Here is a 12658-nt window from a genome sequence, read left to right on the forward strand (position 1 = left end):
GTCTCGTCTTTTACATAATGAACGGAAAGAATTGAAAAGCGGCAGGTGAAAAGATGGATACCAAACGTCAAGGGATGGTCGTTTGGCTGCATTCGTTAAAGCAGTCAAAAGCGCTAAGGAAATTTGGGAATGTTCACTATATTTCAAGGAAAATGAAATATGCAGTGATTTATTGTGATATGAATGATCTTGAGCGCCATATGGCAAAGCTCAGTTCATTGCCATTTGTAAAACGTGTTGAGCCTTCCTATAAACCTTTTATTAAATTAGAGTACGAATCGAAATTGGACAAAGCAAAAGAGTATGATTATAAGGTGGGCTTTTAAAGACACAAAAAAATCCCCGCGGCATCACCCGCGGGGTCCTTCTATTCTTAATGATTCATTAAGGAGAAGGCAAAGGGAGAGGAGAAACCGGAGGAAGAACTTATGGGGAAACGTAAGTCTTCTCCGCGGTTGGCAACAGCACCACATCAGATGCTGTTAACAGTAGTATGACCCTCTCTTTTGTGATCTATACATAGAAAATGAATGGAATTCAGTGCATTGTCCCATGTGGAGTGGATATGGTAAGATAATGTTGAATTTTTTGTCATCAAACAATATTCAATAGATGCAAGCAGAAAAAGTGGTGGAAAAATGAGAGTGATTTCTGGAACAAAAAAAGGCCGCACGCTGAAAGCCGTACCCGGCCAATCAACAAGACCAACAACAGATAAAGTAAAAGAATCCATTTTTAATATGATTGGACCGTATTTTGATGGGGGATGGGCCCTTGATTTATTTGCTGGAAGTGGTGGTTTAGGAATTGAAGCGCTTTCTAGAGGATTCGATCATTGTATATTTGTGGATCGAGATATGAAGGCGATTCAGACGATTAAAGGCAACTTGAATCAATTGTCGCTGATGGATCAAAGTGAAGTGTTTCGAAATGATGCAAACCGTGCACTCGCCGCTGTAGTGAAGCGAGAAGAATCTTTTCAAGCCATCTTCCTTGATCCGCCGTATAAAGATCAAAAGTTGAAAGCACTTCTTGATACGATTGATGAGCATTCCTTATTAGCAGATGATGGCGTCATTGTGTGTGAGCATGATAAAGATGTGACACTGCCAGAGGAAGCAGGACAGCTGCATATCTCAAGGCAGGAAATGTACGGAATGACTGGCATTACGATCTATAGAAAGCGGGGAAATTAAAGCATGGGGAATATAGCCGTTTGTCCGGGTAGCTTCGATCCAGTCACATTGGGCCATTTGGATATTATCAAAAGAGGGGCAAAGATTTTTGATGAAGTATATGTGTGCGTCCTCAATAACTCGTCAAAAAAGCCGTTGTTTACTGTTGAAGAGCGATGTGAACTCATTCGTCAAGCAACAAAGGAGCTACCAAATATCAAAGTGGAATCCTTTCATGGACTGCTCGTTGATTATGCGAAACAAAAAGAGGCGAAAGTCATTTTACGCGGACTTAGAGCGGTGACGGACTTTGAATACGAGATGCAAGGGACATCAATGAACAAAGTGTTGAATGATGACATTGAAACGTTCTTTATGATGACGAATAATCAATACTCCTTCTTAAGTTCAAGCATTGTTAAAGAAGTAGCGAAATATCATGGATCAGTCAAAGAGCTTGTACCGCAAGAGGTCGAAGCTGCGCTGAAAGAGAAATTTAATGGATGAGTGCATTGTGCACTCATCCATTTTTTAATTTCTGATAATAGAGCGCAATATACACGATCAGACTGAACAAGGTGATGAGAGGACCAGCAGATACAAGCTGATTCCATAACACGTTGCTAAACATCACGACTTGCTCGCTTGTTTCAAATGCCCCTGCTGGAAGCGCCATGTCTGCTTTAGAGACATAAAGGGGTTTGAATAACAAAAAAGCAAAGACGGCTGCGTAAATACCGTGAAGCAAACGGGCGAAGAAAAACGGTTTAAAGCGTATATCGGTTGCTGCCAAAATGCCAGCTACCTGAGCTTGAACGGAGAATCCGCTAAATCCCAAAATAAAGCTGACCACAATTGTTTTAGCGAGCAGGGAAACCTCTTGTGACCCTGTGAGCTGACTTCCTAATGTGATTTCAAATAGACCCGCAATCATGGCTAGATCTAATTCCGGCGGAAGGTGCATCGTTTTCAGTATAGAGCCGATCCCGATAGAGAGAAGATCTGTTACATGAACGACAGCGAGCATTTGACTAAAGACAGAAAATAAAATGATAAAGCCGCCAATCATAAAGAGCGTTTGAACAGATGACATGACAGCGTCACTTAATATTTGGCCAAGTGGTCTTTTCTCTGCAAGTCTTGCCGTATGAAGAGCGCTGAATGCTTCTCGAATTGGAGGCAATAAAAATCCTTTTCGGCTTCTGAGGTGCGCATCATGACGTGCTTTATATCCGCGCATCGTCACCCCAACCGCGAGATTTCCTAAATAATGTGCACAGGCTAACACAATGCCTAAAGCTGGGTGATGAAAAAATCCTACAGCCACTGCTCCAAAAATGAACAAAGGGTTTGAAGAATTGGTAAACGACACAAGGCGTTCTGCTTCAATTCTTGTCAGCTGTCCTTCCTGCCGAAGTCTTGTCGTCAATTTAGCGCCAGAAGGAAAACCAGAGGCCATTCCCATCGCCAGCACAAATCCGCCGACACCAGGCACCCGAAAGATAGGCCGCATAAATGGCTCTAATAATACGCCGACAAATCTGACAATCCCGAAACTGATTAATAGCTCGGACAAAATAAAAAAAGGTAGTAGCGATGGAAAAACCACTTCCCACCACATTGCAAGTCCATTTTTCGATGCTTGCAAAGAGGCTTGTGGATGTGTAATCACAGTGGCTGTTAAAAAGATAAAAAAAGCAGCGATGAACAGAGTGTTCCATTTTTTCATGGAGATGTCGCCCCTTGCCGTTATAATCTATTGGCGAGCTCGTGATTAAAGAAAAAGAGATGCTAGCCGAGCCTGTCTTCTATTACTATACGATGAGAAGGGGCATGTTTAGACCTATAGATTCGTATATATGCATAGAAAGAGGAGGGTGGATTCATGAAACGACCGATTATCGGGCTTGCGCTGGGCTCCGGGGGTGCCAGAGGGATGGCGCATATCGGGGTTTTATCTAGTCTTGAGAAACAAGGAATTCAGGTGGATATGATCGCAGGAAGCAGTATTGGTGCTCTTGTGGGGAGCTTTTATGCAGCAGGACAAGACGTAGAAAAAATGAAAAAACTTGCACTTGTCTTCAGAAGAAAGTATTATGCTGACTATACACTGCCAAAAATCGGTCTGTTAAAAGGAAATCGAATTTTGCAGCTGATTCACACGTTTACATATGGGAAGAATATTGAAGAAATGCGCGTGCCTCTTGCGATTGTCGCCTGTGACCTTCAGACAGGGGAGAAGGTTGTGTTCAAAGAAGGGTCTGTCTCACAAGCAGTCAGGGCAAGCATTAGCATTCCGGGTGTGTTTGTTCCGCATGAAATAGGCGGCAGGCAATTGGTGGATGGAGCGGTAGTGGACCGCATTCCTGTCTCTGTTCTCAAAGAAATGGGGGCAGATCTCATTATCGCCTCTGATGTATCAAGGGTGAAAAAAACAGAAAAGGCAACGAGATTATCGGATGTCATTATGCAAAGTTTGGACATCCTTCAAAATGAATTGGTTCGTCACCAAACCATTCATGCAGATCTCATGATTCGGCCGAAGCTCGAGACCTTTAGCTCTAGTGCGTTTACACAGGTTCAAGAAATGATTGAAGCAGGTGAACTCGCCGCCGACCAACTAAAAGAAAAACTGAAAGATGTCATTGATAAATGGGAGTGTTAATCGAATGAAAAAATTAAATATTCGCTGGCTCAGCTTTTTTGCTGTTGTTCTAGTCTTATTTGGCTTAACTTTTGTGAAACTGCCCTATTACGTCACAAAGCCAGGTGATGCAACAGAAATTGCGCCACACATTCAAGTAGACGGAGGATATGGCGAGAAGGGCAGCTTTTCTCTTATGACCATTAAAGTAGGTCCAGCCAATCCATATACGTATTTGCTTGCAAAAATGAACAAGTATGACGAAATCGTTCCAGAAGAAAATATTAAAGCGGACGGAGAGTCTGATGAGGATTATATGAAACGGCAGCTGCAGCTCATGAAAAGTTCTCAAGAAAATGCAATGATTGCCGCTTATACAAAAGCGGGAAAAAAAGTAGATTATACGTTTAATGGGGTATATGCGAGCTATGTGATGAAAGGAATGCCTGCATATGGGAAGATTGAAGTGGGCGATAAGATCAAAAGCGTCGACGGCCATACATATGAGTCAGCAGATAAAATGGTTTCGTATATCAGCAGTAAAAAAGCAGGCACGACTGTCCGTTTTGTACTTGAACGTAATGGCAAAGAAATTACGCAGAACGTGACGTTAAAACCATTTAAAGAAGAGCCAAAACGAGTGGGAATTGGCGTATCACTATTTACAGACCGTCATGTGAAAGTGTCTCCTTCTGTGAAAGTGGATATTGAAAACATCGGCGGTCCATCGGCTGGTTTAATGATGTCACTTGAAATTTACAATCAGCTGACAAAAGAAGATGAAACACATGGCTATGCGATCGCAGGAACTGGAACGATTGATGCAGATGGTACAGTCGGACCGATTGGCGGAATTGATCAAAAGGTTGTTGCAGCAGACAAAGCAGGGAAAGACATCTTCTTTGCACCGAATGATAAAGGTGACCCAAACTCTGACTACAAAAATGCAGTCAAAACAGCAAAAGATATTAAAAGTGATATGAAAATCGTTCCTGTGGATACCATGCAGGACGCACTAAACTATTTAAACAAATTAAAAGAGAAAGCATCATAAAAAAGAGCAGCCTGACTTGCAGGCTGCTTTTTTTCTATCGAGATGAAAAGAGTCCGCTCTCTTCATCATATCGAATCGGTGATGTTTTAAACTCTGCTTTTGTTAACTCTGTTTGCATGGGTTCAGAGATGGGAAGGCTGAACACCCTTGAAGCGCGAATATCAAGATCAAGGGCGGGATGTGAAAAGGAAGACAGTTTACTCACAAGTGGTACATCCAACTCTTTTTTTACAAGAGACAAGTACTGTTGTCCTTTCCTTGTCATTCCAAGTAAACGAATATAGGGCGCTTTTTTCTCTTCAAGCAGCTCGTGCATCGTCTTTTTCTTCATGTTCATTAATAGATGCGTATTCATCCGCTGTAACCTTGTCCACGTATATCGTTTTGTTTTGACAAGTGATAGATACTCATCGTAGGAAGACGCATGTGTTATGGCTTTTTGCATGCGGTGTTCAATGCCTTCTTCAATTTCATAGATGCCCTCTAATTCACTCGTATCCATTGTATGAAAAACATGTTTCAGAAAGCGAAAATAGGCTTCTTGCGTATGTAAAAGACCATATGAAGAATGATAGTCGTGTAATTGCTTTAAAGTAGCGTCTGGTAGGTAGGGCGTGACTTCTTGAAATGAGCTCTGTTCTTTTAATGCTTTTCGGATACTTGTGGCGCTTGCGATTTTTTGGTTGTCAGGCAGTTCTTCATCATGATAATCAGATGCAATTCTTTGAGACGTAAAAGGCTGCATGTGAGGAGCTCTCTCTAAGATGGCTTTAACATAATGAAAGCCTAAAATGTTATTTGGTTTGGACAAATCCAGTAAGTGTTCAGAATGAATGGCCTCTTGAAACGCACCTGCTGCTGCTGCTGGATAACTAAGGCCTTCTTTCACCTTTTCTTTTGTTAAAAGATCAATCTCTGCCTTTTTTTCATGCCAAGCGTGTGCTGTGCGCTCAAATGCGTTGATCTCTCCATCCTCACTGCCGAAAAAAAGAGAATGGCATTTTAATGCATCGAGGATGGACACAGCGCCATTGGCGAAGGTTTCTGCCTTTTGTACGGCATATATGTATGGAAGCTCACACACAATGTCTACGCCGTTTTGCAGTGCCATTTTTGTACGTGCCCATTTTGAGACGATGGCAGGCTCCCCGCGCTGGAGGAAAGAACCGCTCATAACGGCAATGGCAACATCTGAGGAGGTTTGTTTTTTCGCCTGATTCACATGATAGGCATGCCCATAATGAAATGGATTGTACTCGACAACGACTCCCACTGCTTTCAATAGATGTTCCGCCTTTCTTGCTATGGTTAAATGGTCTGTGCTACAGTAGCATAAGGGAAAAATGAAGACCATTTTTTTCAGTGTAGGCATTCCGAGAACTGATGTCAAACAGCCCTTTGACATCATGAAGGACTGTAAAGAAAAAATATTGACAAATAGCATGATGAAAGCTATAATCATGTTTGTTGCTCTTAGAGGTGATACAATTGAAATGGACAGTTTATCAGTTACATCAAAAAGCTAAAAACAGCTTCGATTTTCATGAGACGGTTGACTTAAATGAACTTACTAGCCTTCATTCAGATATACGTCGTATTTCACCAGTAGAGGTGAAAGGGACTGGAGTGATCGAATCAAAGCAAGTCGCATTTGATTTAACCATCACAGGTGAAATGACATTGCCTTGTTCAAGAACGCTTGTTGATGTAAATTATCCATTTGCGATTTCAACAAAAGAACTATTTGTACTTCATAAGACAGACGACATAGAAGATGAAGACGTTTCTATTGTAGAAGACGATATCATCGACTTAACGCCTATAGTCAAGGAAGAAATTCTTCTTGAAGTGCCCATGCAAATCTTTTGCGACCAAGCTGGCGTAAAAGGTGCTGCACCACAGGAAGGGAATGACTGGGCGGTCATTTCGGAAGATGCACATCAAAACCGAATTGATCCTCGTCTGGAAGGCTTGAAGAAGCTCTTAGAAGAAAATAATGAATCTTAACTCTTTAAGGAGGTGGGAATAATGGCTGTACCTTTTAGAAGAACTTCTAAAATGAAAAAAAGATTGCGTCGTACGCATTTCAAACTACAAGTACCTGGTATGGTAGCTTGCCCAGAATGCGGTGAAATGAAAATTTCTCATCGTGTCTGCAAATCTTGCGGAACATACAAAGGCAAAGACGTAAAAAGCAACTAATGCTTGATAAAAAAACGTGAGGGAATCTTCCCTTGCGTTTTTTTATTGATCTATTTTTTAGGTTTCTCTCCTGCAAATAGTCTATCTACTCTAGTAAGCGCATATGATGTGGTATTCAGATTCAGGGGGGATGATGAGTTGACGATTACACGGCAGGACGCATGGACACAAGATGAAGATTTACTTTTAGCAGAAGTTGTCTTAAGGCATATCCGAGATGGAGGTACCCAGCTTTCAGCATTTGAAGAGGTTGGAAAAGCATTGTCAAGAACAGCAGCAGCATGTGGATTCAGGTGGAATTCTTACGTCAGAAAGCAGTACCAGGCAGGCATTGAGCTTGCCAAAAAACAGCGAAAAGAACTGCGTAAAAAAATTGGTATCCATTCTTCGGGTTTACCGCAGCATGCGTTCACCATAGAAGAGAAGGCATCTTCTGATCAGACTGAACTGACGCTTCGAGAAGTAATTCGGTTTCTAGAGCAGCTTGAGAAAGAACCATCTGGTCCAGCTTATTTACGGGAGGAGCTTAAAGATGCACAGCATCAATTAAAATCACTCACCGAAGAAAATGAACAGCTGAAACGTCAATTAAAAATGACAGAAGAAGATTACCGGGCACTTATTGGTATTGTTGAAAGAGTCAAACAGAATATCAGCTTAAAAGATTACGCAAAATAAGAAAACGCCCCTCATAGATGGAAAGAGGGGCGTTTTCTTAATGATTAAAATGATTAAGCGGACTCACCTGTGTTCTTTTGAATATGTGCAGGCTCCCAAATGAGTGGGTTTTCTCCTTTATCGCGTTCCATATCATATTTCACCGCTTCAAAGCCCATTTTATCCCAAAAACCGGCAGATTTGACGCGTGGATTCGTTCGAATTGGAAGGCCAAAAGATTTTGCGAAATCAACAAGTGCTTCGCCGTAACCTTTACGCTGATATCCTGGCAACACTTCTAGCTTCCACAGCTCTAGATAATCATGATTATGGTCAAAATACGTCGTCGTCGAGCCATCTACTTGATAGAGGCTCATACGTGCCACAAGCTTATCTCCAAAGTAAATCCCATAAAATGGAGAGTTGCTGTCATTTTCAATCATATTACTTTCTAGGTCTTCAAGCATGGAAAGTTCTTGTATGCCATATTCCTTAAATTGTTTAAATTCCTCTAATGTTTTGTAGTTAATCAGAAGACGTTTTACTTGTGTCATGTGATCTTCCCCCTTACACACATAATGTCGACAGTGATGTCATTGAAGGCGTTTTCATCCCATCCGCCTAAAAAAGTTTTTACACTTATTATTATAGTTTTTTAATTAAAAAAATTCAATCATAGCGCGTTATCTGCTTTTTGCATCGTAGCACGAAACTGGTAAAATAGTTGATAACATGAAGTAAACAGAAAAAGGGAAGTGCGGCAATTGAAAATTGGAATCATTGGCGGTGGTGCGATTGGTCTGCTTTGTGCCAGTTATTTATCAGAGCATCATGACATCACCGTCTTTACAAGAAGAAAACAGCAGGCAGAAGAAATTCGAGCATTAGGCATCGAACGAATGGTAAGAGGGGAAACCATTCAATCAGCTGTTGGGGCCGATACGGGGGTCAAAGGAATATTTGATTTGCTGATTGTGACAGTGAAGTATCATCATCTGCAAGATGTTCTAGGGGAATTATCGGGACTGCCTCGTCATCGGATCTTATTTTTGCAGAACGGAATGGCCCACCTCGTCGATTTAAAGAACTGGAAAACGGCACATCAGTTATATATTGGTGTAGTAGAGCATGGCGCAATGAAGGTGTCTGATCGCGCAGTAAACCATACAGGAATTGGTGTCATCAAGTGGGGAGCATTTCTGCATGAGGAAAAAGAACCTATGGGTAGTGAACTATCAACATGCGATTTTCAAATGGTTTATACAGATGAATGGAAGAAAGTACTGGAGGAAAAGCTGCTCGTCAATGTGTGTATTAATCCGTTGACGGCTTTATTACATGTGAATAATGGGGAATTGGTATCGAACCCGTCATATGAACATATGATGACATGTGCATTTGAAGAAGCGGTTTCCATTCTAGGGTTGCTTGAGAAAGATCGTCTATGGGCTCATGTGAAATCAATTTGCCATCAAACGGCTGCCAATCAATCGTCAATGCTACAAGATATCGTCAAAGGCCGCCAAACTGAAAGAAAAGCAATCATTGGTTACCTTTTAAAAAAAGCTCAAGGTCAAGGGATGACGCCGCCATTCCTCACTTTCTTGAATAGAAGCTTGGAAGTATTGGAAAAAAAGCAAACAAAATCTTTTGAGTGAGCTCATTTACATGCTATACTTTTTTCGGGAAACTAACTATTTATTGAAGAAAGGAAGTTCTAAACATGCAATTGACTGAACTTTCCATCCGAAGTCAGAATTTATTCATACGTGATTATATAGAAGAAAAAAAAGAGATGACTGCTTTTTTTGATTATGATATACATTCTGAGCACACATGGAAAAAGAGATACGACGATCTCATGGAAAGGAGCTTCCCGCGCGAGGCTTTAGCGGATTATATGAGCGCATACCATGCAAAATTTGATTCGGCTGCGATGCGTGAGAATATTGAGAAGATCCGTGATGAACGGAGCGTCATGGTGGTTGGAGGACAGCAGGCAGGCCTACTGACAGGTCCGCTTTATACCATACATAAAATCATTTCCATTATTCAGTTTGCCAAAGAAAAAGAATCAGAGCTTGGCATTCCTGTTATTCCGGTCTTTTGGGTAGCGGGTGAAGATCACGACGTAGACGAAATTAACTTTGTGTACACGTCTGGCGAAAAAGGCCCAGTCAAACAAAAGCTTCCATTACATCATGTGAAAAAAACAGCTGCGAAAAGAACACCTCTCCACCAAGAGAAAACAGAGAGATGGCTTCGTGATGTATTTTCAACCTATGAGGAATCTGCTTACACAAATGACTTGTTTGATCAGCTTCTTCGATGTTTGCGCAAATCAGAAACGTTTACTGATTTCTTTGAGTGGATTGTTTGCGATCTATTTGAAGAAGATGGACTGCTGTTATTGAATTCAGGAGACTTCGGCGTGAAGCCACTTGAACGTACGTTATTCAAGCAAATTGTGGAGTCGAGTGATGCGATCGTGGCTCACTTAAATAACACGCAAGCTGCCATGGAACAAGCGGGGTATCAGCCGATTATTGAAGCTGGTGACCATCAAGCCAACTTGTTTTACGAATATGATGATGAGCGTTTCCTCATTGAACAAGAGAATGGCCAATTTTCTATATCTGAAGTGGGGCTTACTTGGACAAAAGATGAGCTTTTGCAGGAAGTCGAGGAGCACCCAGAGCGGTTTAGCAATAATGTGGTGACCCGTCCATTGATGCAAGAAACCCTTCTTCCAACGCTTGCTTTTATGGCTGGACACGGTGAAGTGAATTATTGGGGTGAGCTGAAAGGCATCTTCGAGTACTTCGATGTCAAAATGGCACCCGTTCTTCCAAGACTGCACGTCACCATTCTTGAAAGGCATATTGATAAGAAGCTGCCGATAAGAGAATTGTCAGTTGAAGAAGTGCTGACAAAAGGCGTGAAAGAAAAGAAGGATGCGCACTTTCAGCAAAGTCTTCCAGACAGCTTCGTTCAATCGGTTCAACATGCCAAACGTGAATTAGCGAATGTTCACGAGGCCATGAGACAAGAAGCGCTAGAGATCGAACCAGGCTTTGAACAGCTATTAGATAAAAATGCCAAATTTATAGAAGACCAGCTTCAATTTGTTTATCAAAAGGTTGCAAAGCGTGTGGAAGAGAAGGAAGGATACATCCTTCGAGATTTTGAACGGATTGAAAATAGTTTAAAACCACTCGAAGCACCACAAGAAAGAATTTGGAATATCATGTACTTTTTAAACAAATATGGTCCAGAATTCTTCAAAACGTTCAAAAATCTGCCATTTTCATTTCAAAACAAGCAACAAATTGTCAAACTTTGAAATAAAGTTTTAATGAACCCTGACTAGTTCAGGGTTTTTTTTTATGTAGAAACAGTGTAAAATAAGTTTTGTGGAGAGAAGTGGTGGATAGTGGAGAGTATAGGTGAGAAAGTGGGGCTCTGATGATCATGTTCATGGGTGAATACCAACATACGATTGATACAAAAGGGCGCATGATCATCCCTGCTAAATTTAGAGACGGTCTCGGAGAACAGTTTGTGCTGACGAGAGGGCTTGATCAATGTTTATTTGGCTACCCTATGAGTGAGTGGAAACTAATTGAAGAGAAACTCAAAGCACTGCCGCTAACGAAAAAAGATGCACGTGCGTTTACCCGGTTCTTCTTCTCCGGCGCAGTTGAATGTGATCTGGACAAGCAGGGGCGCATTAACATCGCATCCAACCTACTCCAATATGCAAAACTCGAAAAAGAATGTGTGGTCATCGGCGTTTCAAATCGAATTGAGTTGTGGAGTAAGTCGATCTGGGAACAATATACAGAAGAGCAAGAAGATTCTTTTGCTGAAATTGCTGAAAACATGATTGGATTTGATATATAATAATCCCTTGTGCAGCAAGCTTTCTACACATTCATTTCTATTTGAAAAAGGTGGGACCATATCATCATGTTTCAACATGAGACAGTATTATTAAAAGAAACAGTTGACGGTTTAAACGTCAAAGAAGACGGTACATATGTGGACTGCACGCTAGGCGGCGCAGGTCATAGCTCATATTTACTATCTCAATTATCAGAAAAAGGTACATTGATTGGGTTTGACCAAGACGATGCTGCACTGGATCATGCACGAGAGAAGCTCGCACATGTTAAAGCGAACATTCTTTTCATAAAAAGCAACTTCCGATATTTAAAAGAACGTCTGAATGAACAAGGAATTACAAGCGTAGACGGTGTGATTTTTGATCTTGGGGTTTCATCACCTCAGCTTGACACACCAGAGAGAGGCTTTAGTTATCACCATGATGCACCTCTTGACATGCGAATGGATCAAACCGCTGCTTTGTCGGCAAAACAAGTGGTGAATGAATGGCCATTTGAAGATCTAGTTCGGATTTTCTACAAATATGGGGAAGAAAAGTTCAGCAAGCAAATCGCACGCAAAATTGAAGAAGCCAGAAAAAAAGCGCCAATTGAAACAACAGGAGAGCTTGTCGACATTATTAAAGAAGGAATTCCCGCACCTGCAAGACGAAAAGGCGGACATCCAGCGAAAAGAGTATTTCAAGCGATCCGAATTGCCGTAAATGATGAATTGAAAGTATTTGAAGAAGCACTAGAACAAGCAATAGAGTTACTCAATCCGAAGGGGAGAATTTCTGTCATTACATTCCATTCACTTGAAGATCGGATATGTAAAAGTACATTTAAAGAAATGTCTTCTCTTCCAGAACTTCCGCACGGACTGCCAGTAATTCCAGAAGGACTTGAACCAAAACTGAAGCTGATCACGAGAAAACCAATCGTTGCATCAGAACAAGAGCTGGAATATAACAACCGTGCCCGTTCAGCGAAGCTCCGAATTGCAGAAAAAAAGTAAACGACACCATAGATGATGATAAAA

15 protein-coding genes are annotated in these 12658 nt (G+C 41.4%); 12 read left to right on the forward strand and 3 right to left on the reverse strand.

Annotated elements, in window-relative coordinates; translation table 11 throughout:
• Positions 1-53 precede the first annotated feature (53 nt).
• The 3 genes from MHH31_RS07250 to coaD all read left to right on the forward strand — a co-directional run bounded on the left by MHH31_RS07250 (position 54) and on the right by coaD (position 1682).
• Entirely contained in the window at positions 54-326 is a 273-nt protein-coding gene (locus MHH31_RS07250) for a YlbG family protein (protein ID WP_008345023.1), read from the forward strand.
• 312 nt (positions 327-638) lie between these two features.
• Positions 639-1196, forward strand: coding sequence for a 16S rRNA (guanine(966)-N(2))-methyltransferase RsmD (rsmD, locus tag MHH31_RS07255; protein WP_007499805.1), 558 nt, complete (start codon positions 639-641; stop codon positions 1194-1196).
• Positions 1197-1199: 3 nt separating this feature from the next.
• Complete coding sequence (gene coaD / locus MHH31_RS07260) at positions 1200-1682, forward strand: pantetheine-phosphate adenylyltransferase (protein WP_007499803.1); 483 nt, start codon at positions 1200-1202, stop codon at positions 1680-1682.
• Positions 1683-1695: 13 nt separating this feature from the next.
• Here coaD and ylbJ read toward each other — a convergent pair whose 3' ends face one another.
• A complete protein-coding gene (gene ylbJ, locus MHH31_RS07265; RefSeq protein ID WP_342495414.1) occupies positions 1696-2904 on the reverse strand; it encodes a sporulation integral membrane protein YlbJ in 1209 nt (402 codons plus the stop codon).
• Between the two features lie 156 nt (positions 2905-3060).
• Here ylbJ and MHH31_RS07270 point away from each other — a divergent pair, with 156 nt between their 5' ends.
• Positions 3061-3840 (forward strand): patatin-like phospholipase family protein, encoded by a 780-nt coding sequence (locus MHH31_RS07270; RefSeq protein WP_007499796.1) that lies wholly within the window; start codon positions 3061-3063, stop codon positions 3838-3840.
• A 4-nt stretch (positions 3841-3844) separates the two neighbouring features.
• Complete coding sequence (locus MHH31_RS07275; RefSeq protein WP_017359372.1) at positions 3845-4873, forward strand: SepM family pheromone-processing serine protease; 1029 nt, start codon at positions 3845-3847, stop codon at positions 4871-4873.
• Between the two features lie 34 nt (positions 4874-4907).
• On the opposite strand, the gene MHH31_RS07280 is transcribed toward MHH31_RS07275, so the two are convergent.
• On the reverse strand, positions 4908-6335 hold the full coding sequence (locus tag MHH31_RS07280; RefSeq protein WP_034647877.1) for a nucleotidyltransferase: 1428 nt from the start codon (positions 6333-6335) through the stop codon (positions 4908-4910).
• A gap of 26 nt (positions 6336-6361) precedes the next feature.
• Here MHH31_RS07280 and MHH31_RS07285 point away from each other — a divergent pair, with 26 nt between their 5' ends.
• The 3 genes from MHH31_RS07285 (at position 6362) to gerR (ending at position 7753) form a co-directional block, all read left to right on the forward strand.
• A complete protein-coding gene (locus MHH31_RS07285) occupies positions 6362-6880 on the forward strand; it encodes a DUF177 domain-containing protein (RefSeq protein ID WP_024720301.1) in 519 nt (172 codons plus the stop codon).
• A gap of 21 nt (positions 6881-6901) precedes the next feature.
• A complete protein-coding gene (gene rpmF / locus MHH31_RS07290; RefSeq protein WP_008354700.1) occupies positions 6902-7075 on the forward strand; it encodes a 50S ribosomal protein L32 in 174 nt (57 codons plus the stop codon).
• A gap of 138 nt (positions 7076-7213) precedes the next feature.
• A complete protein-coding gene (gerR, locus tag MHH31_RS07295; protein ID WP_017359370.1) occupies positions 7214-7753 on the forward strand; it encodes a sporulation-specific transcriptional regulator GerR in 540 nt (179 codons plus the stop codon).
• A 53-nt stretch (positions 7754-7806) separates the two neighbouring features.
• Here the strand turns inward: gerR and MHH31_RS07300 are convergent, their stop codons facing one another.
• Positions 7807-8286, reverse strand: a complete 480-nt coding sequence (locus tag MHH31_RS07300; RefSeq protein ID WP_007499784.1) for an N-acetyltransferase — start codon at positions 8284-8286, stop codon at positions 7807-7809.
• Positions 8287-8496: 210 nt separating this feature from the next.
• Between MHH31_RS07300 and MHH31_RS07305 the strand changes: the two genes are divergently transcribed.
• The 4 genes from MHH31_RS07305 to rsmH all read left to right on the forward strand — a co-directional run bounded on the left by MHH31_RS07305 (position 8497) and on the right by rsmH (position 12634).
• A complete protein-coding gene (locus tag MHH31_RS07305) occupies positions 8497-9390 on the forward strand; it encodes a 2-dehydropantoate 2-reductase (RefSeq protein ID WP_073413397.1) in 894 nt (297 codons plus the stop codon).
• Between the two features lie 65 nt (positions 9391-9455).
• On the forward strand, positions 9456-11075 hold the full coding sequence (gene bshC / locus MHH31_RS07310; RefSeq protein WP_342495415.1) for a bacillithiol biosynthesis cysteine-adding enzyme BshC: 1620 nt from the start codon (positions 9456-9458) through the stop codon (positions 11073-11075).
• A 128-nt stretch (positions 11076-11203) separates the two neighbouring features.
• On the forward strand, positions 11204-11635 hold the full coding sequence (gene mraZ / locus MHH31_RS07315) for a division/cell wall cluster transcriptional repressor MraZ (RefSeq protein ID WP_003211163.1): 432 nt from the start codon (positions 11204-11206) through the stop codon (positions 11633-11635).
• A 66-nt stretch (positions 11636-11701) separates the two neighbouring features.
• Positions 11702-12634, forward strand: coding sequence for a 16S rRNA (cytosine(1402)-N(4))-methyltransferase RsmH (rsmH, locus tag MHH31_RS07320; RefSeq protein WP_007499781.1), 933 nt, complete (start codon positions 11702-11704; stop codon positions 12632-12634).
• The last annotated feature ends 24 nt before the right edge of the window (positions 12635-12658 follow it).

It is taken from the genome of Bacillus sp. FSL K6-1033 (assembly GCF_038630765.1).
GTDB lineage: Bacteria > Bacillota > Bacilli > Bacillales > Bacillaceae > Bacillus > Bacillus altitudinis.